Here is a 20,936-nt window from a genome sequence, read left to right on the forward strand (position 1 = left end):
TCACACCAGCGACAACAGCTGATCCAGCGTGTGGATTTCGACATCCGGCAGCCAGCTCGCCCTGGACTCCTGATGCATCTGACGTGACTGATCATTGAACCAGCAGGCCTGAAAACCGCTGCGACGGGCGCCGCCCACGTCGCTGATCAGGTGATCGCCAACATGAAGAATATCCGCCGCAGACAGCCCCAACAATGCCTGAGCCTGGAGAAACAAATCCGGTTCAGGTTTGGACAAGCCGTCACGCCCGGCCACCAGTACCCGGGAGAAATACTGGCCCAGACCGATTGTATCCGCATCCACATTGCCGTTGGTAATCGCCAGCAGCGGCACCCGCGTGGCCAGCTCGCTCAGCACAGTATGGGTGAGCTCAGGCACATCGACCTGATTTCTGACCCTGAGCACTATGTGCAACCCTTCTTCCGTGGCGTCAGAAGCCTGGCGCTGTGAATAGCCCAGCTGAATCAGTCCGGTGCGCAGCATGACCCGGCGCCATTCGGTCACGTCATGGCGCAGCATCGGATTGTCCTTCGCCAACTGGTATTTGAGCCGCTGCCAGTCGGCCGGGCTCAGGGCATGGGCAGCCGGATGCGCGGCGGCCAGCCAGTCATACATCGCCTGCTCAGCGCGCAGAATCACCGGATGGTTATCGTACAGGGTATCGTCCAGATCAAAGGTCAGTGCTTTGGGAGAACGAAAACTGCGGTAAAACTGCATGGCACCGGCTCCTTATTTGTTTTTTTGGCACGCGGGTGTGCCTGATCGTACACCTTGGCTAAATGCTGAAAGTCTAAATGGGTGTAGATTTGTGTAGTACTGAGATTGGCGTGGCCCAGCAGCTCCTGCACCGCGCGCAGATCGCCGCTCGACTCCAGCATGTGGGTGGCAAAGCTGTGGCGCAGCTTATGCGGATTAATGTGGCTGGACACCGCTTGCTTCTGGCCCCATTCCGCCATGCGTTTCTGCACATTCCGGTTGGAGATACGCTGACCCAGCTTGGACACAAACAATGCCGGCTCACCGGGAGCGGCCAGTTGTCCGCGCATTTTCAGCCAGATCCCCACCCATTCGCGGGCCAGACCGGCAAAGGGAACAATACGCTCTTTGTCACCTTTACCGATCACCCGCAGATCGCCCTTACTCAGGCTGATATCTTTCACGTTCAGCCCAACCAGCTCCGACAAGCGCAGGCCCGCGCCATACATGAGTTCCATCATGGCCCGATCCCGGACCGACAAGGGATCACTCTCGTCAACACTGAGCAGCTGATCCATCTCATCGACATCCAGGTTTTTCGGCAGCGGCCGGGACTTGCGCGGGGCCGACACCCCTTTGGCCGGATTGGCCTTCAGCTCTCCCTGATGAACCAGATAATCCAGAAAACTGCGCAGCGCGGATAAGCGCATGGCCAGACTGCTGGCCTTGAGGCCGTCCCGCATCCCTTTGCTTGCCACCTGACGGACCCAGGCCGCATCTAAGGTGTGCCAGTCGGAGACCCCCAGTTCGAGCAGTTGCTCTGCCACTGTAGTCAGCTGGCGCTTGTAGTTCTGCTGGGTATGCAGACTCAGCTCCCGCTCACTGCGCAGGTACTCGTAAAAGCGGTCAAGCGAGCGGGTCAGACTGGCCGGCAAATTCATTCAATCACCTCGCGGCTGTATTCCCAGTGCCGGATCAGACGTCCCAGCACATCAGCGAGCTGTGTCACGAACAGGGTGTCCATCCCGGGCTGAAAATGGCCGCCATCCCGGCTGGCAAAACACAAAACACCGTCCGGCCGTTCCGATTCACCCAGCTTGAGCACGATGAATGATCCCAGCTGAGGGGGCTGTTCAAACAGCATTTCGCTTTCAGCACTGCGCAGCCGGCCAAGATAGACATCCTGCGGGTTAAGCCGGGCGCGCCGAAACCCCTCAAACGCCTGCCGGCTCAGCGACAGCTCGGCATCCATGCTGTCAAACAGGCGCACGCTGACCCGCAGCTCCAGTTCCGTTGCCAGTGCAGTCAGCACACTCAGCGCCTGGTAAATATTGTGGGTCTGAAACAATTGCTGCTGGGCACGGGCGAACGCTGTAAATAACGCACTGTTACTGGCCGCAACAGACATCATGCCGTCGATGTGCTTTTCCAGTTCCGCCACTTTATGACGCAGCCGCTCCATCTGGCGTTCGACCAGCGAGACCGAACCGCGCTCGGCATGAGGCAGCCGGAGCTGCTCCAGCAACTCGGGCTGCTGGATAAAAAAGTCAGGATTGGCAGTTAAAAAGGCCGCAATCGCCTGCGGATTGAGCACGGTATCCTCATCATCCGCCGGGCGTTGGTTCAGTTGGGTTATCTCAGTCATCACTTGCAGATTTGGTTAGGCTCAATGGGGCCAGACAGCCCCATCGGCAACTTGCCATTTGCCACACTTCAGAGCGTGATCTGGCCGTCGAACACATGAGCAACAGGCCCGGTCATATACAGAGGCTGACCCTCACCGGCCCAGCGAATATGCAAGTCGCCGCCGGGCAGGCTGACGGTCACATTGCTGTCCAGCAACCCCTGGCGCTGACCAATCGCCACAGCGGCACACGCGCCGCTGCCGCACGCCTGCGTTTCGCCGGCGCCGCGTTCGTAGACCCGCAGGCGGACGGCAGCGCGCGACACCACCTGCATGAAGCCGACATTGACCCGCTCGGGAAAGCGTTCATGGCTTTCCAGCAACGGACCAAGTGTCTCGACATCCGCCGTATCCACATCATCCACGACGGTTACACAATGCGGGTTGCCCATGCTGGCGGCACCACAGAAAACAGTGTTATCTTCCGCGCGCAGTATGTAAGTTTTTTCTTCCTGTTTGGCCTTAAACGGAATTTTTTCCGGTGTGAACTCAGGCACGCCCATGTTGACCGTCACCTGATTGTCGTTCTCCAGCTGCAGCACCATCTTGCCTGATTTGGTACTGACCGCGATACGGTACTTATTGGTCAGCCCTTTCATGGAGACAAAGCGGGCAAAACACCGGGCCCCGTTACCGCACTGCGACACTTCGCTGCCATCGGCATTAAAAATGCGGTAGTGAAAATCCGTCTCGGGATCATAAGGCGGCTCTACGACCAGAAGCTGATCAAAACCTACCCCGCGATGCCGATCCGCCAGACGCCTGATGGCGTCCGGGGAGAAGAAGATGTTCTGGGTCACACAGTCGACGACCATGAAATCATTGCCCAGACCATGCATCTTAGAAAATTGAAACTGCATCGGCGTTCTCTCGCTATGGGTTAAGGCAGCAGGCGCTCAGACTGCCACAACTGACTCAGTGTTTCACGTTCGCGCACCACGTGAGCCTGATCGCCATCCACCATGATTTCCGCCACACGTGGCCGGGTGTTGTAGTTGGAGGACATCACAAACCCGTAGGCACCAGCAGAACGCACGGCGACCAGGTCACCCTGCTCCAGTTTCAGCAGGCGCTCTTTCCCGATGTAGTCGCCGGTTTCACAAATCGGGCCGACAAAATCGTATTCCAGCGGCTCGCCGTCACGCGGGACGACCGGCACGATCGCCTGCCAGGCGTGATACAGGGTCGGACGGATCAGATCATTCATGGCAGCATCGACGATGGCGAAGTTTTTGTGCTCGGTATGCTTGAGATACTCAACACGGGTCACCAGCACACCGGCATTGGCGGCAATCGCACGACCCGGCTCAAAAATCAGCTCCAGATCCATATGATTTTCCAGTCGCTCCAGCAGGGCTTTCGCGTAATCTGAAGGTAGCGGCGGCTGCTCATCGTTGTAGGTCACACCCAGACCGCCGCCGACATCCAGATGGCGGATCACAATGCCTTCGGCTTTCAGGGTATCAATCAGGGCCAGCAGGCGATCGGTAGCATCAATGAAGGGCGTCAGCTCTGTCAGCTGTGAACCGATATGACAGTCCATGCCAATCACATTCAGATTCGGCAGGCTGTGCGCCAGACGATACACTTCCGGGGCACGGTCAAAGGCAATACCGAACTTGTTGTCGCGCAGGCCGGTGGAAATATACGGATGCGTCTTGGCATCCACATCCGGGTTGATGCGCAGTGACACAGACGCCACTTTGCCCATCTCCGCGGCCACCTGATTCAGGCGCTCCAGCTCAGGCTCAGATTCAACATTAAAACACTTGATGTTCAGTTCAAGCGCCCGGCGCATTTCTGCGGCAGTTTTACCGACACCGGAGAAGACAACTTTGCCGGCATCACCGCCGGCGGCAATCACCCGCTCCAGCTCGCCGACAGACACAATATCAAACCCTGAACCCAGTCGGGCCAGGACATTCAGTACCCCGAGGTTGGAGTTCGCTTTCACCGCGTAACAGATCAGATGCGGATGATCGGCCACCGCACTGTCAAACGCACGCCAGTGGCGTTCCAGTGTTGCACGGGAGTAAACATAGAGCGGCGTGCCAAAACGTTCAGCCAGGTCAGTTACTGCGATATCTTCAGCGTATAGCTGGCCGTCTTGCTGATAATTAAAATAATCCAATGTGGTCTCTTCCCTGTTATGGCCGCGGTTATTCGGTTTGCTCTGCCTGTTCGGTGTCATCGGCTGGCATATACAGCGGACCGCTCTGGCCGCAGCCTGCCAATGTCAGTACTGTCAGAATAAATGTTGCGATTAAACCTGTACGCATTTTTAAAGCCAGTGATAATGATTGCAATGCCCTCTATAATCGCACCCACACTAGGAAAAGCAATAGGACTTACAGGATGAACGATACTGAATTTCATAAACTGGCTGATCAGGTACTGATGCATATCGAGGAAGGCATCGATCAGTCCGGCGCTGACATCGAATATGAGACGACGGGCAACGTGCTGACACTGGAGTTTGAAAACCGCAGCCAGATCGTCATCAACCGCCAGGAGCCGCTGCATGAAATCTGGGTAGCGTCCAAATCAGGCGGGTATCATTTCAAATATAATGATGGGATCTGGCTTTGCACCCGCAGCGGCGAAGAGCTGATTGCCCTGATTAAGCGTGAGTGCTCGGTACACGCAGAAGAAAGTGTCGACTGGTAAAAACAACGGCGCCGCAGAGAAAACCCTCTGCGGCGCCGCAATCTGTTTCCCGGGATAACGCGGCCTTAAGACAGACTCATCTGGCCGCTTTTGCCGGCTTCATCCGCACTGGCCTGGTTATCGGCTGCCAGCCGACGCTCAGCCTGATAGCCGCTCTTGTAAGGTAACACCTGGCACTCGCCTTCCTCGCCATACACGATATGGTAGAACTGAGGCAGGTTAAAATTGATGAAATTCGAGCTGTAACTGAATCTGTCCTGCGCCGAGGTATAAAAACGGTTCACGCCATGGACCATTTCATCCATGTTGCCGCTGCACTGGCGATAGACTTCAATCCGGTTGGTTTCATCGAGAATGTAAATATTGAAACCGTGGTTTTCACAGTCTTCAAAGAAGAACTGGATCAGACCTTCACTGGCGTACGCATCGACAATGGACGGCGGATGCGGCTCATCGGTTTTCCCCATCACCACACTGGCACTGCCCAGCAGCTTGTTACTGGAAATACAGCGATAAAAATCGACCGAGTTTTCCAGCTTCTGCACCGAGACCCCGCGACGCTCAAAGAACAGGCCATGGGTCTGGCTGCCAATGCGGATCGCTTTGAAACGGCGCTGCTTCTCCTGCTGCTCCACCGGCATCAGGCGCATCTCAATGCACTCGGCCACCAGCTGATAAACCAGGTTGCGGATCATCCCGCGCATATGCTTGCTGTAGCAAAATACATCGACCGATTCAGGCGAAATCGCATCCTGATGCATCTTGCTCAAAATAGTTTTCAGCGCATCCATCATGGCGTTTTCACCCTTGAAGTTCAGGGTGCGCACTTCATTCCATGAGTTGCGGTAAACCAGATCCACGCTGCCGACCAGACAGGTCTGCTCCGGGCCAAAGCTGAAAATATCGGTGTTTTTGAAATCAAACTTCACCGCCCGGCTTTTCATTTCTTCCGTCGGATCCTGCTCCAGATTGATGAAAATCCCTAACTGGCGGATTTCACACGGGCTGGACAAGGCCTTCAAGCCCGGCTTGGGACGGCGGATCGAAAAGGTATTGCGGATATCGCTCACCATCTGGTACAGCTTGTCGATATCCATCGCCGAATCGCGCACCACAGTGTGCAAATTGGTCGTTTCGGTCAGCAGGCCGTTGAAATACGCCCAGGCCACCAGTTTGCTCAGGTAGCGGTTATGCTCTAACGACGGCTGGCCCAGAATGGCATACGGATCCAGCGGCTGCTTGTACAGGTACCAGCCCGCGGTATTGGTCCGTCCGGCAGGCACCTGGATAAAGGTCAGATCCCCTTCGTGCAAGTCAGGCGACACCTGCGGATTAAGCAGGGTCACTTTGCCGGGCAGTACCTCAAAGGCCGCATACAGCTTACGGGCCAGAATGCTGATATCTTCCGGGCTGATCGACGAGGTAATGTCGTTGCGGCGCGCGAACAGGATCAGATTACGGTAACTGAGCATCAGGGCATCAAGCAGTTCGTTATGAGCGCGCTTGACCTGCTCCACCTTCCAGTTACGGCGGTTATCCAGCTCCTGAATAACCTCGTGTGACCATTGCCACTCAGTGGTCAGCTCCACCAGTACCTCACGGCGCCAGGCCACTGAGCCAATCCCAGGCTCACGCGTTAGTTTCTCGTGGGTTTTCAGATAGAAACAGCGACGCACCAGATCCAGACGACGGTGATCGTTTATCCGCTCCAGATAGCGGGTCACTTTTTCCAGCATCAGGTAGTAGGCATCCATCGCGTAGTGCGACGACTGCTCGGAGAAAAAGCGCCGCTTGCCGTCCACGCTCAAGAGTTGCGTGTGGGGGTACTCGCAGGAGTAAGCTTCCAGCAAAATGGCTTTCAGTACCGATTTGTAGGGAGAGTCGATACTTTTGTACAGATGCCACAGGCTGGAGCCGAAATATTCTTCGGCCGGAATGCGGCACAGGCCGCCAAAGTCAATCCACTCATCGCGGTTGATATAGCCATTCGCCGCCAGATAAGCAACGTAATCGTCGTAACACTCTTCCATTTCCGGCGGTACCAGATACCACAGGAAGCGCTGTCCTGCCAGAAGCACGGCCGAGCGGTAAAACTCGTCCAGCAACAGCAAATGCTGACTGGAACCACAGTTATCACCGCTCAGGGCTTCCGAACGGTTGTGGCGGAAACGGTTATCGTCGATCAGGAAAAAGTTGGCTTCCACACCCTGCGTCTGTGCCCAGCCGGACACGGCTTTGCATTTGGTCAGCAGCGCCTCACGCTCATCGACAGGCATACGGGTGCGGATACAGACCCAGATATCCAGATCACTGGTCAGGCTCTGGCCCAGCGACGAGGTGCTGCCCATCGCGTATAAACCCAGAATGTCACCATCGGGCGAGTCATGAAAAAAGAAGCGGGAAGATCGAAAGCAAAATGCTCACGGATCAGCGTCGACTGACGTGACGTCGGAACAAATGACGCAATACCTTGCGGTACTTCGGCATCCTGGTAGCCAGGCAATGCGGGATGGTTAACATGCAACAGCACAGGCAGCACACTGAACACCTGCTCAGATTGTGCGCTCATGGCCAGACGCGCACGTTCAACCCGACGGTGGTTATGCTTATCCAACCTGCCAATTAAGGTATTAATATAATTTTGCAAATTACTCTTCCAAGAGCTACCAGCATCCAGAGCGGCCCGAATCTTGTCATCGTTAGGGGACTCTGTGAGCCATTCGTGAGCAAAAACGTGATCAATCTAACACTTTTCAGGCATTCCGTAAAGTCTGTACGGTCTATCAAGCGGAAGCCTGCTCCGTTATGCTCAATTCCATTGAGTATCACCACAAAATAGTACAATGACTCGAAATCGCCAGCACCTTAGACTTTGGAAGCCAGATCACACTCAGTAATGTGACTTATCTCCCATAAGCGATATCACAGAACCGGACAAATGCGCTTCACCGCACCGGCAACAACATCTACATTACCTTACCCGTACCGGAGTGGTACGATTAGTATATTTAGAGCAATTAGATGGACCCCCAAGCTATGACTGAGATGCCAATCCGGATCGCAACCCGAAAAAGCCCGCTCGCCCTATGGCAGGCGGAATATGTCAAGGCCGCACTGGAGCAGGCCCACCCAGGCATTATTGTCGAACTGGTCCCTATGGTTACCAAAGGCGATATCATTCTTGATACCCCGCTGGCCAAAGTGGGTGGTAAGGGTTTGTTTGTCAAAGAGCTGGAGCAGGCAATGCTGGAAGGCCGGGCGGATATTGCCGTGCATTCAATGAAAGATGTACCGGTCGAATTCCCGGAAGGTCTGGGACTGGTCACCATCTGTGAGCGTGAAGATCCACGCGATGCGTTCGTGTCCAATCACTACGCCGATCTGGACGCGCTGCCGCAAGGCGCCATCGTCGGCACCTCCAGCCTGCGTCGCCAGTGCCAGCTGCTGGCCAGCCGCCCGGATCTGCAGATTAAAACCCTGCGCGGCAACGTGGCGACCCGCCTGCGGAAATTGGACGAAGGCGAATACGACGCCATCGTGCTGGCCTGTGCCGGCCTGAAGCGCCTGAAAATGGACGACCGTATCCGTTGCGCGCTCGCCCCTGAAATCAGCCTGCCGGCTGTCGGCCAGGGCGCTGTCGGCATTGAATGCCGTCTGGACGATACCCGCATCCGGAGCTTGCTTGAGGCCTTAAGTGACACCACCACCACCACCCGCGTTTTATGTGAGCGGGCGATGAACAACCGGCTGGAAGGCGGCTGTCAGGTGCCTATCGGCAGTTATGCTGAACTGGAGGGCGATCAAATCTGGCTGCGCGCGCTGGTAGGTGAGCCGGATGGCAGCCAGATTGTCGCCGGTGAAATTCGCGGACCGATTGCGGAGGCGGAAAAACTGGGCACTCAGCTGGCCGAAGAGCTGCTTGATCGCGGGGCGCGCGCGATACTGACCCGACTGTACGACGAGGCAGAATGACCGTCCTGATCACCCGACCGGCCCCGCACGGCGAGGCACTGGCACAAGCATTGGCCGCAACAGGCATCAAGGCGCTGGTTCAGCCATTGCTGACGATCGCCCCCGGTGCCGGCCTGCTAACGCTGGGTGATCAGCTCGCCAGACTGAAAAAAGGCGATTGTCTTATTGCTGTCAGCCCCCACGCGGTAAAAATGGCGCATACTTACCTGACAGACAAAGAGATTTGCTGGCCGGACAATCTTCATTATATTGCCGTCGGTCAGCAAACTGCCGCCACACTGGCAGCCGCCTGCGGCCAGCATGTCGATGCGCCGCAACAGGAAGACAGTGAAGGGCTGCTGACCCTGCCCGCACTGAAGACACCGGCAGGGCGCAATGTGCTGATCTTGCGCGGCAACGGCGGCCGCGAACTGATTTTCGAGACACTGGCTGCACGTCAGGCCAGCGTTGCTTACTGTGAAACGTATACCCGACACTGGCTGGCACTCAATGGCGCTGTTTTGAGCCGGCAGTGGCAACAACAGGGTGTGGACTCACTGGTGGTTACCAGTGGTCAGCAACTGGAATACCTGTACCGGTTAGTACCGGCGCAGGCAAAGCCATGGCTGATAGCCTGCCACTTGCTGGTCCCCAGCGAGCGCATCGCCAATCTGGCCAGGGACATTGGCTTTTGCCATATAACGACTGTGGGCAGTGCCAGCAATGCCACACTGCTTGCTACACTAAATACAACAGGCACAACGGGATAAACGGATGACTGAGAAGAAAACCAATAACGATACCCCTAAGACAGACAAGCAGTCTGATGCCTCTTCCAAGGCCAAGGAAACGCCACACACTGCCGGCACGCCACCTAAGTCGTCTGCCGCCAGCCAGCCTGCTGCCCCCGCCGAATCCGGCAAAGGCAGTAAAACCGGCTGGGTCGCCATTGCTCTGGTGATCCTGTTGGGTGCCGGCCTGTATTATCACGGCCACCAGCAAAACCGCGACCAGCTGGCACAGGTCACTGCGCTGCGAGCTCAGCTCGAGACCCTGAAAAGCGAGCTGACGAAAAACACCCAGGATGTCAGAAGCGAGGTTGAGCAGCGCTTACTCAGCGCCACAGGCAAGCTGGATCAGCAGAGCAATGACATTCAAGGCCTGCAGCTGGCAATGTCGGAAGTCAAAGGCCGCCGCCCGAATGACTGGCTACTGGCCGAAGCGGATTACCTGACACGCATGGCGGGCCGCAAACTCTGGCTGGAACACGATGTGGCCAGTGCCACCGTCTTACTGGAAACCGCCGATAACCGCCTTGCCCAGCTCAATGATCCGAGCCTGACGGCACTGCGCAGTGCCATGAGCGATGACATTGCCAGCCTCAAAGCCGTGGCCCGGGTTGACCGCGACGGGATCGTACTCCGCCTGACCAGCCTGCAGCAGATGGTCGCCAGTTTGCCGCTGGCCAACGCCATTGTGCCGGAATCGCTGGATCAGCCACAGAATGAAACGGTCAGCGAGTCAGTCTCTGACTGGCAGTCCAACCTGATGACCTCCCTGAAACAGTTCAGCGAACACTTTGTGACTTACCGCAAACGCGATGGCAATGTCATTCCGCTCTTATCGCCGGAGCAGGATTTCTACCTGCAGGAAAACATTAAGTCCAAGCTGGAAACCGCCATTAAGGCTGTGTATCGCGAACAGGGTGAGCTGTACACCCAGTCGCTGACCATGGCCAAAGACTGGGCCAGCCAGTTCTACAACACGGATGATGTGAAAACGCAGAGCTTCATTAAAGGCCTCAATGAGATGGCCGGCCAGAACATTGAAGCCAGCTACCCGGACAAACTGAAATCACCTTCGCTGTTAGCGGATCTGGTGAACCAGCGCCTGCGGCAACAGATCGCTCCCATCAAGACTGAGGAGGATCCGGCATGATTAAACTTCTCCTGCTGGTCGCCGCGCTGATCGCCGGCATCGTTGTCGGCCCCATGCTGGCCGGCAATCAGGGCTATGTGCTGATCTCCGCCGCCAACCAGACCCTGGAAATGAGCCTGACCACCCTGCTCTTACTGGTGATTGTGCTTTTCGGGGCGTTTTTCCTGCTCGAGCACCTGCTGAAGTGGCTGCTGTCCCTGAGCAGCGTCACCCGCGGCTGGTTCTCCGGCCGCCAAACCCGCAAAGCACGTAAGCTGACTTCCAGCGGCCTGGTCAAGGTCCTGGAAGGGGACTGGAAACAGGCGGAAAAGCTGGTCGTCAAATCGGCCAATCACAGCGACACCCCGCTGCTGAACTATCTCGCCGCCGCGGAAGCCGCGCAGGGGCAGGGACAGTTGCATCAGCGTGACGAATACCTGCGTCTGGCCGCCGAACAGGACAGCGACAGCCTGGCGGTGGCGCTGACCCGGGCCAGACTGCAGTGCCAGCAGCATCAATATGAAGAAGCGGTCGCCACACTGCAGGAGATGAAAAGCAGCCATCCGCGCAATCCGCTGTTACTGGAACTGCTGAAACAATGCTACGTACAGCTGGAAGACTGGCCAGCCCTGCTGGGCCTCATTGCGCCGCTGAGAAAGTACGGCAGCCTGAGCGGCGAGCAGCTGGATAAATTAGAGGAGCAGGCCGAGTGCGGCTTGATGGCACAGATCAGCCTGCACAGCGGCAGCGATGGTCTGATGGGGCACTGGAACAGCCTGAGCCGTAAAGCCAAACAAAACCCTGAGCTGGTTGCCTGCTTCGTCCGCGAGATGTGCGCCCGCAACGCCGACAGCGAAGGCTACACTATACTGCGCGAAGCGCTGCGCAAAAAAATTGACTCCCGTCTGATCAGCCTGATGCCGACACTGAAGCTGACCGATTATCACCCCGCCATTGTGACTCTTCAGGATTTGCTGAAATACGACAGTAACAATGCCGCCACCCACAGTGCGCTGGGACAACTGTATCTTCGTGACGGTAAGCCCAAAGAAGCCCGCACCCACCTGGAGCGGGCCATTGAGCTGCACCCGACGGTCACCGATTACGGTTATCTGGTCGAGGTACTGGAAGCCCTGAACGATAAAGCGGCCGCTGCCCGCTTATCCAAAGAAGGATTAACTCTGGCCCTGCCAGCCAAAATCTGAGCTGACAGACACACCTGTTACTAAATGTAAAAAAGCGCCGTAACAGGCGCTTTTTTGTTCTATTTAACATTGCATTAACGAGATTTAATTCGCTTTTGTATCCATCTGTTAATAGCCATTTCATCATATATATTTGCTATTGATGGAAGTAATTAAAAACTATTCAATGTGGCCTCTTTTAGCGCTATAGATGGAAGTAAGGCTATGCTCCCTTGGTTAATTGTTTCTGGCATTATTGTTGCGGTAATCACTTGCCTGATGACAGCTGTGCTGATTAAAGAATCCTGATTGATTCAATTCCCCCTGAAACCAAGAAGCCTCCGTTAACGGAGGCTTCTTTTATCGGGCCGCTGATGATCAGGCACTGGCTTGATAGATCAGCTTGTCGAACTGTCGCTGTATCTTCTCGGCTTTTTTCCGGTACTTTTCCGCCTTCTTCAGGTATTTGTCGGTTTTCTTGAGGCGCTTACGTTTCTTTTTGGCCAGCTTGCGCAGCTTCTTATCCAGCTTCTTCACCGACACGCTCAGCAATCCCACCGGCAGCCCCACCAGGGCACCGCTTTCCAATCGCTCACCCACAGGCGGCAAGGCCGGATCCTGTTCTGAAACTGGCTGCGGGGCCATCACGGACGCGACAGTGACCGACGGGATGATCGCTGGCGCCCGCTTGCCCTGCACGGGTAAACGTCCCGGTTTGCACAGCGAGGATTTGCCATTGGCGACTCTGGCACAGCTACGACAAAAATACTGGGGCGCGTTCACCAGCTCAGCAATCGAGGCAATCTTCTCGCTGATCTCTGAACGACGGTACTTACACAATGACCGGGTCATGTCGGCTTTCTCCAACCTGCAACAGCTCGCTGCCGTCAGCAGCTACTTCATTGCCGCTTTGACATAGACATCAAAGCGGTTCTTCTTGGTAGTGATCACGGTGGACGGCGCTTGATCATCCAGCCAGGGCGCATAGTCCGGACGCTTGACCACCACACGTTTGTTCGCCAGCGTCAGCGCAGGCGCCAACAGCTGATCAGCATCCATATCGGCACCGACCAGGCTCTGGAACACGCGCATTTCTTTTTTCACCAGGGCCGATTTCTTTTTATGGGGAAACATAGGGTCCAGATACACCACATCCGGCAGGACATAGCCAGGTTCAGCCGCCAGATCCGTGAGCGCATCCTGGCTGGTGGCATGCAGCAGGCTCATCCGTTCACGCACCCAGCCGCCGATTTCCGCATCGGCACAAGCGCGGCGCAAGCCATCTTCCAGCAAGGCCGCTACCACAGGATGACGCTCAACCATCTGAACCCGGCATCCCAGGGATGCCAGCACAAACGCATCACGACCCAGCCCTGCCGTAGCATCCAGTACAGTCGGCGTAACCCCGCTCTTTAAGCCCACGGCTTTGGCAATAGCCTGACCTCGCCCGCCACCAAACTTGCGCCTGTGCGCAGCCGCCCCGCCAGCCAGATCGACAAACACCGCCCCGAGCTTAGGTTCATCCTGCTTGAGCAATTCCAGACGCTCTGGCGTCAAAGACAGCGCAAACTGCGCCTGAGCGTGATGCTCCAGCCCCCAACGGGCAGCCAGTTCAGCCAGCTCGGCGTGACGTTCAGGTTGATCACAAAGTAAAGCGATTTGCACGGGTGTCTCCGCAAAACAATGTCCGCCCGCCACGAGGCTGACAGACAGGAATCCATATATTGTGGCGGATTATACCCAATCAGGATCAGTAATTGGTCTACTTTTTGATAAGGCAGAAAAGCGGCAACACGGCGGGAGGTGACACGGCCGCTTTCCCCGGACAGACTTTGCCTGGAATCAAGGCGCGTTACGAGATCGACTCAGTGGTTGAAGTGTGGTTCAGGCTGTCGACCAGCAGCGCCAAAGGCATAGGTTTACCAAATTGGTAGCCCTGAGCATAATCCACCCCCAACTGCTCCAGACGGCGCAAAATCGCTTCGTTCTCGACAAACTCAGCCACGGTCTGCTTACCCATTTTCTTGGCCAGATCGTTAATGGCTTTCACCATGGCAAAATCCACTTCATCATCGGCAATGTCACGGACGAACATACCGTCAATTTTGATCAGATCCACAGGCAGGCGTTTCAGGTAACCAAACGAGGACAGACCGGCACCAAAGTCATCCAGCGAAATCAGGCACCCCAGCGATTTCAGTTGGGTGAATAATTCGATGGCTTCACTCATGTTGCCGATTGCGGCGGTTTCGGTAATTTCCAGACACAGCTTGCTGGCCGGCACACTGGATTGCCCAATGCGCGTCAGCAGAAAATCGACAAAATCAGGATTGCCCATTGACTGTCCGGACAGATTAACCGAACACAGCTTGAGCAACGTCACCGCCGCCGGGTGCATTTCCAGCCAATGGAGCACCGCATTGACCACATACCGATCGATCAGGTGAGCCAGGTTGTAGCGTTCAGCCGCCGGCATGAACAGCCCGGGCGGTATCATTGCCCCGTCGCTGCTGCGCATCCGGATCAGAATTTCATAGTGATGACCGGTGGACGCGGTTGCCAGCGGCGCAATCGCCTGGGCATAGAGCTCAAACCGCTGTTCATCCAGCGCACGCCGGATATGGTTGACGTACGCCATTTCCCGCTCGCGCCGTTGCAATTCTTCATCATCCGGGCGGTACAGATGCAGCCGGTTGCGGCCTTCATCTTTCGCGGCATAACACGCGGTATCGGCCTGGGCATGGACCTGCTGTGGTGAGCCGGCGGTATCGTCAATTAACCGGATGCCGATCGAGGCGCTCAGGCTGAAGCGGGTGTTTTGCCAGTAGAACTCGCTTTCTTCCAGCAGATGCAGGATTTCAGCGCCCAGACGCAACGCCCCTTCCACCTCGCAGTGACTGAGAATAATGGCAAATTCATCACCGCCCAGCCGTGCCAGCGTCGCCTTATGCGGCATGATCCCCCGCAGCAGCCAGGCCACTTGCTTGAGCGCTTCATCGCCGGCTTCATGGCCTGCCGTATCATTGATGACTTTAAACTGATCGAGATCCAGATAGAGCATGGCATGCCGGGCGCCTTTGTCTCTGGCTTCCGACAACGATACGTCGAGCTGACGTTCGAAATAACTGCGGTTAAACAAACTGGTCAGATAGTCATGATTGGCCTGGTATTCCAGTTTGGCTTCCAGCTCGCGGGTGCTGGTAATATCTTCACCGACCAGCAACAGCTGATGCTGAGACAAGGAAGAGCGGATGGTTTCCCGGATCCAGACCGCTTTGCCGCTGGCACTGGTATAGCGCAGCTGGCGCCGCCAGACGTTCTGCTCATCTTTGCCCTGGTGGGCCGAGATAAAATGCTGAGGGATCTCTTCATCGTCCAGGTAAAAGTCGGTGACTTTATGGCCCAGCATTTCCCGCTTGCTGTAGCCCAGTAGCTCGGTGGCAAACTGATTCACCGACTGAATGCGGCCATGCTGGTTGATCGCCAGCAAGATCACCGGCTGCTGCTCGTAAAGCAGGCGGTAACTGATTTCCCGCTCCCGCAGTTTTTCTTCCATATGATGACGGGACGTCACATCCCGGGCTTCAAGCAGTAACTGCCCCTCGACACCGTCCGTATGGGGCAGGGGTTTGATGGAAATATCCAGGATCCGCGTGCCGTCTTCACTGCTGTTGATGCCGGTTTCAAATCTCACCAGCTGGCTGCGGGTCGCCGACAGGAAAGACTGTTTGAGCTGCTCGGTGCTGGTGCGCTCCCAACAGCCCCAATCCCAGAACGGACGGTCATATTTGATCACCGAACGACCGAGCAAATCCTGCAGCGCCAGATTCGCCGATTGCAACTGACCGTTCGGGTGCAAGATGGCAATAAACTGGAAACTCTGATCAAAGACCCCTTCGAACATGGTCCGGCTCTGAGTCAGTTTTCTTTCACTGCGGCGCAGACGCCGGATAATCACAATCAGCAGCAGGATCACCGAGAGCATCACTGCCAGCACCAGGCTGAACAGCCTGACCTGGCCAGCATACTTGTCAAACCAGCTCACCGGCCGGTTCACCAAGAGCACCTGCTCCTTATCCACAGGCACCTTCCAGCGTTGCAAGGCCGGGTAATTAAACATTACCTGGCGGGGACTGTTGAGGAACACGGGATATTGCGTATCCGGATCGTGCAGCACCTGCTTTAACAATTGTCCCAGTATCATGCCCTGATCGTAACCGCGGCTGACCACCCCACCCAGCGCACCGCCCTCGAGCAGAAAACGGTAAGACACATACACAGGCGCGCTGGCCTTGCGGGTCAGGGTTTGCATCAGCTCACGGCTCGGCATGTAGACGCCGTTACCATCGACAAAATAACTGAGGAAGATAATCGCAGAATCAGGCGGTAACTGGCCGACCGCCTCAAACAAGTCGGCAAACGACTGCGGACTGAGATAGGTGTAATCCAATTCGGGGTGCTGGCTGAGATAGCGCTGGGCATCCTGCCAGAGCTCGCGGCCGGTTGCGGTGTGATCAGTAATAAAGTAATACTGCCGGACCTCAGGCTGAATGGTCTGGATTAAGTTAATATTGGCAGAAATATCATTGGCTTCCAGCACTCCGCCAACCCGGGTCAGATTGGCATGCTTGGCAGGTTTGTAGGTATTGATGCCCGACATCAGCACAGGCGTTAAGCCGATTTCCTCCGACAGCTGATTGACCAGCCACAGGGCGTTATCGTCAGTGACCAGGATGGCATCAAATTTTTCACTGCTGAGTTTGGCACGGTACAAATCCACCAGCTGATCCAGATACCAGGGCGACTGGTAGCGCTTGCTGTCCATGTAATCGACCTGCAGATGCACCGACTCTGCACGCAGGGCGGCTTCCAGCCCGGCCTGCTGGGCATCGGTCCATTGCATGCCTTGATGATAGGAATGAATCACCAGCACATTCGCTTCTGCCAGCGCCAATCTGGGTAGGAGAAGAACCAGGAGCAAGAGAACTAAGCGCATGAAGAGACAGTGATATCCTTTATTTATGCTGTGATTGAGAGCCAATCCTAATCCGTGCGTCATGAGTCAAGCCAGTATATGATGCAGTAGTTGCGAACTACCACGGAAAGATGCCATGACCCCGCTACCTCGTCTGGATGATTTAGACCGAGATATTCTGAATGCCCTGATGCACGATGCCCGGATCCCCTATGCCGAAATGGCCAAGCGCTTCAATGTCAGCCCGGCCACCGTCCATGTCCGTGTCGAAAAAATGCGCGCCGCCAACATCATTACTGGAACTGAAGTGATTATCAACCCTAAGCTTCTGGGATATGACGTCTGTTGCTTTATTGGGATTAATTTGAATGCGGCCAGAGATTATCATTCCGCTCTGGCAAAACTCAATGAACTCGACGAAGTGGTGGAAGCCTATTACACCACAGGGGCATACAACATCTTCGTCAAGCTGATGTGCCGCTCGATTGAAGAGCTGCAGTATGTACTCATCGACAAGCTTCAGGCCATTGATGAAGTGCAATCGACTGAAACCCTGATCTCGCTGCAAAACCCGATCAATCGTAACGTGAAACCCTGATCGTCAGGCAAGAAAAAAGCGAGCCTGGGCTCGCTTTTCTGAGGCGTTTATTTCCTGTCGGCCACACTGGCCTGACGTTCTGCCGCTTCCGCCGCCAGCCATTCGGCCACCGACTTGGCAAAGTAAGTCAGAATCCCGTCGGCACCGGCACGCTTGAAGCACAGCAGCGATTCCATCACGGTTTCCTTTTCTTTCAGCCAGCCATTCTGGATCGCTGCCATGTGCATGGCATACTCCCCCGAGACCTGATAGGCAAAGGTCGGCACCTGCAGCTCGGTCTTCACCCGGCGCACCACATCCAGGTACGGCATGCCCGGTTTCACCATCACCATGTCCGCTCCTTCCTGCACATCCATCGCCACTTCGTGCAGGGCTTCGTCTGTGTTGGCCGGATCCATCTGGTAGGTTTTCTTGTCGCCGCCTTTGAGGTTGCTCGCCGAGCCGACCGCATCACGGAACGGGCCGTAATAGTTCGACGCATACTTGGCTGAGTACGCCATGATCTGAGTATGGATATAGCCGGCTTCTTCTAACGCTTCACGGATGGCGCCGATACGGCCATCCATCATGTCAGACGGTGCCACGATATCGGCACCGGCTTCCGCATGCGACAAGGCCTGCTTGACCAGAACTTCCGTCGTTTCATCGTTGATCACATAGCCGTTGTCATCAATGATGCCGTCCTGGCCGTGGGTGGTGAACGGGTCCAGTGCCACATCCGTGATCACCCCCATCTGAGGCACATGCTCTTTGAGCAGACGCACGGCGCGCTGTACCAGGCCCTCAGGGTTATAGGCTTCGGCAGCGCACACACTCTTGAAGTCCTGCGACACCACAGGGAACAAGGCAATAGCCGGTACACCCAGCTTGGACAGATATTCCGCTTCCAGCAGCATCAGATCAATCGACAGACGCTCCACACCCGGCATGGATTCCACCGGTTCACGGCGGTTTTTACCCAGCAGGATAAACATGGGATAGATCAGGTCGTTCACTGAAATCTGATTCTCTGCCGTCAGTCGGCGGCTGAAATCTTGCTTGCGCACACGGCGCATACGACGGGCCGGAAATGCCCCCTGAATAGATACAGACACTGCTCACTCCTTGTTGGTAATGCGGCAACGGGTACCGCAGTCAATCACAGTTGCGTTTCATCTTATCATCGAACAAAAGTTTACGCTGGCTCGATCTGAAAAAATGCCCGGCTGGTCGCCGATACGGCAGCCATCAGATCGGCGGGCGACTGTTCCCGGCATGCTGCCACCGCTTGTGCGATATGGGGCAAATACGCCGGTTCATTGCGGCTGGACTTGGGTTTGGGCCGCAAATCGCGCGGCAGCAGATACGGGCAGTCTGTTTCTATCATCAGCCGGCTGTCCGGAATATGCCGCACGATATCACGCAGCTCGGTTCCCCGCCGTTCATCGCAGATCCACCCGGTAATCCCAATGTGCAGATCCAGCGCCAGGCAGTCTTTCAGCGCCTGCTCGCTGCCGGTAAAGCAATGCAGCACCGCCGCCGGCAGTTTATCGCGCCAGGGCTTGAGGATTGCCAGAAAGCGCTCATGGGCATCCCGGCAGTGCATAAACACCGGTTTTTGCAGCTCAGCTGCCAGTGCCAGCTGCGCCTCAAAAACAGCCTCCTGCTGCGGACGGGGCGAAAAATCACGGTTGAAATCCAGGCCGCATTCGCCCATCGCGACCACAGCCGGATCAGCGGCCAGTTCGCGAATCACGGGCAGAGACAAGTCCGACACCGATTTGGCATCGTGCGGATGCACGCCCGCGGTACTGAAGCAGTAGCCCGGCCACTGATGCGCCATCGCCAGCGCCTGCCGGCTCTCATCCTCACTGGTGCCGGTCAGGATCAGGGCTTTGACACCGGCCTGCTGTGCACGGGCGATGACCGCTTCCCTGTCTTTATCAAAACGGCTGTTGGTCAGGTTGACGCCAATATCTATCATCACTGTGCTATCCGCAGAAAAAGAAACCCATTCTACACACCGGGCGATGACAAAGAAAAACCGCGGAAACAAAAACAGCCGCCCCGGGCGGCTGTTTCTCAGCAATCAGTAAAAAGCGGCTTAATCTTCTTCCGACGGCGCCTGCTCATCGGCGCGAATATAGAAGCGCGAGAAGAACAAACCGACCTCAAACAACAGGCACATGGGAATCGCCAGCAAGGTCTGGGAAATGATGTCCGGCGGGGTCAGCAGCATCCCCACGACAAACGCCGCCACTATGATATAGGGCCGCTTCTGACGCAGGCTCTGCGGATCGGTCGCGCCGGTCCAGCACAACAGAATAATCGCCACCGGAATTTCAAAGGCGATCCCGAAGGCCAGGAACAGCGCCAGGACAAAGTCCAGATAGCTGGCGATATCGGTCGCCACCTGCACCCCTTCCGGGGCAATACTGGTAAAGAAGCCGAACACCAGCGGGAATACCACAAAATACGCAAAGGCCACACCACAATAGAACAGCAGCGAGCTGGAAAATAGCAGCGGCATCACCAGCCGGCGCTCGTGCTTGTATAATCCCGGGGCGACAAAGGCCCAGATTTGATACAGGATCAGCGGCACGGCCAGAAACACAGAGGCAACCAGCGTCAGCTTGATCGGCGTAAAGAAAGGCGAGGCCACATCAGTGGCAATCATGCTGGTGCCTTCCGGCAATCTCTCCACCAGCGGGGCCGCCAGCAGACTGTAAATGTCATTGGCAAACCACACCAGGCAGAGAAACACCACCAGGACACTCAGGATAGAACGGAGCAGCCGGTTACGTAGTTCCAGCAGGTGACTGAACAAGGGCTGGGTGTCTTCCACACTCGACATGAGGCGTTATTAATCCTGTTTTTGCGATGAAGTTGGATGCGGCTGTACCGGGTCATCCTGATGAGGATCAGCCGGCGGACGATGATCTGTCGCCGCACCGTCAGGCATGATCTGAGGCTCAGACTCAGGTTCCGCCTTGGCGTAAGGGCGCTGCACCGAAGCCGCAGCCTCTTTCAGCTCGTCGACTGACCTTTGCAGCTCAGGAGACAGATCCTTCATGCCCGCCTGCTCGGCCTTTTTCAAGTCCTGCTGCAGTTCGTGAATTTTCAGTTCCTGAGACAGCTCAGTCTTCACCGCACTGGCCATATTTCTGGCTGCATTGATCCACCGAGACACTGAACGGATTGCCACAGGCAATCGCTCCGGTCCAAGCACGACCAGACCGACGATGGCAATTAAGATCAGCTCCCAGAACCCGATATCAAACACGC

The 20,936-nt window shown here is 56.1% G+C and carries 19 protein-coding genes and 1 pseudogene; 6 read left to right on the top strand and 14 right to left on the bottom strand.

Going from position 1 to position 20,936, the window contains the following annotated elements; translation table 11 throughout:
• The 6 genes from yigB to lptM all read right to left on the bottom strand — a co-directional run bounded on the left by yigB (position 1) and on the right by lptM (position 4,659).
• Entirely contained in the window at positions 1–717 is a 717-nt protein-coding gene (gene yigB, locus P4S53_RS07165) for a 5-amino-6-(5-phospho-D-ribitylamino)uracil phosphatase YigB (protein ID WP_337112126.1), read from the bottom strand.
• Positions 678–1,637, bottom strand: coding sequence for a tyrosine recombinase XerC (gene xerC, locus P4S53_RS07170; RefSeq protein ID WP_337112127.1), 960 nt, complete (start codon positions 1,635–1,637; stop codon positions 678–680). The genes yigB and xerC overlap by 40 nt, the downstream gene beginning before the upstream one ends.
• Entirely contained in the window at positions 1,634–2,341 is a 708-nt protein-coding gene (locus P4S53_RS07175; RefSeq protein ID WP_337112128.1) for a DUF484 family protein, read from the bottom strand. The genes xerC and P4S53_RS07175 overlap by 4 nt, the downstream gene beginning before the upstream one ends.
• A gap of 68 nt (positions 2,342–2,409) precedes the next feature.
• Positions 2,410–3,240: a diaminopimelate epimerase gene (gene dapF / locus P4S53_RS07180; protein ID WP_027251488.1), complete on the bottom strand. Its 831-nt coding sequence runs from the start codon at positions 3,238–3,240 to the stop codon at positions 2,410–2,412.
• A 20-nt stretch (positions 3,241–3,260) separates the two neighbouring features.
• Complete coding sequence (lysA, locus tag P4S53_RS07185; RefSeq protein ID WP_046221836.1) at positions 3,261–4,511, bottom strand: diaminopimelate decarboxylase; 1,251 nt, start codon at positions 4,509–4,511, stop codon at positions 3,261–3,263.
• Between the two features lie 28 nt (positions 4,512–4,539).
• Entirely contained in the window at positions 4,540–4,659 is a 120-nt protein-coding gene (lptM, locus tag P4S53_RS07190; RefSeq protein WP_036758963.1) for an LPS translocon maturation chaperone LptM, read from the bottom strand.
• Between the two features lie 76 nt (positions 4,660–4,735).
• On the opposite strand from lptM, the gene cyaY reads away from it, so the two are divergent.
• Positions 4,736–5,047 (top strand): iron donor protein CyaY, encoded by a 312-nt coding sequence (gene cyaY / locus P4S53_RS07195; RefSeq protein ID WP_046221835.1) that lies wholly within the window; start codon positions 4,736–4,738, stop codon positions 5,045–5,047.
• A gap of 65 nt (positions 5,048–5,112) precedes the next feature.
• Here cyaY and P4S53_RS07200 read toward each other — a convergent pair.
• Positions 5,113–7,694 (bottom strand): annotated as a pseudogene (locus tag P4S53_RS07200) (class I adenylate cyclase).
• 389 nt (positions 7,695–8,083) lie between these two features.
• On the opposite strand from P4S53_RS07200, the gene hemC reads away from it, so the two are divergent.
• From hemC to P4S53_RS07220, 4 genes are read left to right on the top strand one after another with little or no spacing between them, the layout of a single operon-like run.
• Positions 8,084–9,019 (top strand): hydroxymethylbilane synthase, encoded by a 936-nt coding sequence (gene hemC, locus P4S53_RS07205; RefSeq protein ID WP_337112130.1) that lies wholly within the window; start codon positions 8,084–8,086, stop codon positions 9,017–9,019.
• Entirely contained in the window at positions 9,016–9,768 is a 753-nt protein-coding gene (locus P4S53_RS07210) for a uroporphyrinogen-III synthase (RefSeq protein WP_337112132.1), read from the top strand. The genes hemC and P4S53_RS07210 overlap by 4 nt, the downstream gene beginning before the upstream one ends.
• A gap of 4 nt (positions 9,769–9,772) precedes the next feature.
• Positions 9,773–10,936, top strand: coding sequence for a uroporphyrinogen-III C-methyltransferase (locus P4S53_RS07215; protein ID WP_337112133.1), 1,164 nt, complete (start codon positions 9,773–9,775; stop codon positions 10,934–10,936).
• A complete protein-coding gene (locus tag P4S53_RS07220; RefSeq protein ID WP_337112134.1) occupies positions 10,933–12,120 on the top strand; it encodes a heme biosynthesis protein HemY in 1,188 nt (395 codons plus the stop codon). Before P4S53_RS07215 ends, P4S53_RS07220 begins: the two co-directional genes overlap by 4 nt.
• Before the next feature lie 357 nt (positions 12,121–12,477).
• Here the strand turns inward: P4S53_RS07220 and P4S53_RS07225 are convergent, their stop codons facing one another.
• From P4S53_RS07225 to P4S53_RS07235, 3 genes are all read right to left on the bottom strand, one after another.
• Positions 12,478–12,951, bottom strand: coding sequence for a hypothetical protein (locus P4S53_RS07225; protein WP_337112135.1), 474 nt, complete (start codon positions 12,949–12,951; stop codon positions 12,478–12,480).
• A gap of 42 nt (positions 12,952–12,993) precedes the next feature.
• On the bottom strand, positions 12,994–13,764 hold the full coding sequence (locus P4S53_RS07230; RefSeq protein WP_337112136.1) for a class I SAM-dependent methyltransferase: 771 nt from the start codon (positions 13,762–13,764) through the stop codon (positions 12,994–12,996).
• Between the two features lie 187 nt (positions 13,765–13,951).
• Entirely contained in the window at positions 13,952–17,095 is a 3,144-nt protein-coding gene (locus P4S53_RS07235; RefSeq protein WP_337112137.1) for an EAL domain-containing protein, read from the bottom strand.
• A 115-nt stretch (positions 17,096–17,210) separates the two neighbouring features.
• Between P4S53_RS07235 and asnC the strand changes: the two genes are divergently transcribed.
• Positions 17,211–17,672, top strand: coding sequence for a transcriptional regulator AsnC (gene asnC, locus P4S53_RS07240; protein WP_027251479.1), 462 nt, complete (start codon positions 17,211–17,213; stop codon positions 17,670–17,672).
• 47 nt (positions 17,673–17,719) lie between these two features.
• Here the strand turns inward: asnC and hemB are convergent, their stop codons facing one another.
• The 4 genes from hemB to tatB form a co-directional block, all read right to left on the bottom strand.
• Positions 17,720–18,766: a porphobilinogen synthase gene (gene hemB / locus P4S53_RS07245; RefSeq protein WP_337112138.1), complete on the bottom strand. Its 1,047-nt coding sequence runs from the start codon at positions 18,764–18,766 to the stop codon at positions 17,720–17,722.
• An 80-nt stretch (positions 18,767–18,846) separates the two neighbouring features.
• Positions 18,847–19,635 (bottom strand): 3'-5' ssDNA/RNA exonuclease TatD, encoded by a 789-nt coding sequence (gene tatD, locus P4S53_RS07250; RefSeq protein WP_337112162.1) that lies wholly within the window; start codon positions 19,633–19,635, stop codon positions 18,847–18,849.
• Between the two features lie 120 nt (positions 19,636–19,755).
• Positions 19,756–20,505 (bottom strand): Sec-independent protein translocase subunit TatC, encoded by a 750-nt coding sequence (gene tatC, locus P4S53_RS07255; RefSeq protein WP_337112139.1) that lies wholly within the window; start codon positions 20,503–20,505, stop codon positions 19,756–19,758.
• Between the two features lie 9 nt (positions 20,506–20,514).
• Positions 20,515–20,934, bottom strand: a complete 420-nt coding sequence (tatB, locus tag P4S53_RS07260) for a Sec-independent protein translocase protein TatB (RefSeq protein WP_337112140.1) — start codon at positions 20,932–20,934, stop codon at positions 20,515–20,517.
• Between the last annotated feature and the right edge of the window lie 2 nt (positions 20,935–20,936).

It is taken from the genome of Photobacterium sp. Hal280 (genome assembly GCF_037162255.1).
Taxonomy (GTDB): Bacteria; Pseudomonadota; Gammaproteobacteria; order Enterobacterales; family Vibrionaceae; genus Photobacterium.

What these genes read in the sequence shown, in the direction of transcription:
- asnC (WP_027251479.1), top strand. Translation starts at nt 17,211, where the DNA reads ATGACCCCGCTACCTCGTCTGGATGATTTAGACCGAGATATTCTGAAT.
- yigB (WP_337112126.1), bottom strand. Translation starts at nt 717, where the DNA reads ATGCAGTTTTACCGCAGTTTTCGTTCTCCCAAAGCACTGACCTTTGAT.
- P4S53_RS07225 (WP_337112135.1), bottom strand. Translation starts at nt 12,951, where the DNA reads ATGACCCGGTCATTGTGTAAGTACCGTCGTTCAGAGATCAGCGAGAAG.
- tatC (WP_337112139.1), bottom strand. Translation starts at nt 20,505, where the DNA reads ATGTCGAGTGTGGAAGACACCCAGCCCTTGTTCAGTCACCTGCTGGAA.
- lptM (WP_036758963.1), bottom strand. Translation starts at nt 4,659, where the DNA reads ATGCGTACAGGTTTAATCGCAACATTTATTCTGACAGTACTGACATTG.
- hemC (WP_337112130.1), top strand. Translation starts at nt 8,084, where the DNA reads ATGACTGAGATGCCAATCCGGATCGCAACCCGAAAAAGCCCGCTCGCC.
- dapF (WP_027251488.1), bottom strand. Translation starts at nt 3,240, where the DNA reads ATGCAGTTTCAATTTTCTAAGATGCATGGTCTGGGCAATGATTTCATG.
- P4S53_RS07220 (WP_337112134.1), top strand. Translation starts at nt 10,933, where the DNA reads ATGATTAAACTTCTCCTGCTGGTCGCCGCGCTGATCGCCGGCATCGTT.
- P4S53_RS07215 (WP_337112133.1), top strand. Translation starts at nt 9,773, where the DNA reads ATGACTGAGAAGAAAACCAATAACGATACCCCTAAGACAGACAAGCAG.
- xerC (WP_337112127.1), bottom strand. Translation starts at nt 1,637, where the DNA reads ATGAATTTGCCGGCCAGTCTGACCCGCTCGCTTGACCGCTTTTACGAG.
- cyaY (WP_046221835.1), top strand. Translation starts at nt 4,736, where the DNA reads ATGAACGATACTGAATTTCATAAACTGGCTGATCAGGTACTGATGCAT.
- P4S53_RS07210 (WP_337112132.1), top strand. Translation starts at nt 9,016, where the DNA reads ATGACCGTCCTGATCACCCGACCGGCCCCGCACGGCGAGGCACTGGCA.
- P4S53_RS07175 (WP_337112128.1), bottom strand. Translation starts at nt 2,341, where the DNA reads ATGACTGAGATAACCCAACTGAACCAACGCCCGGCGGATGATGAGGAT.
- tatD (WP_337112162.1), bottom strand. Translation starts at nt 19,635, where the DNA reads ATGATAGATATTGGCGTCAACCTGACCAACAGCCGTTTTGATAAAGAC.
- P4S53_RS07235 (WP_337112137.1), bottom strand. Translation starts at nt 17,095, where the DNA reads ATGCGCTTAGTTCTCTTGCTCCTGGTTCTTCTCCTACCCAGATTGGCG.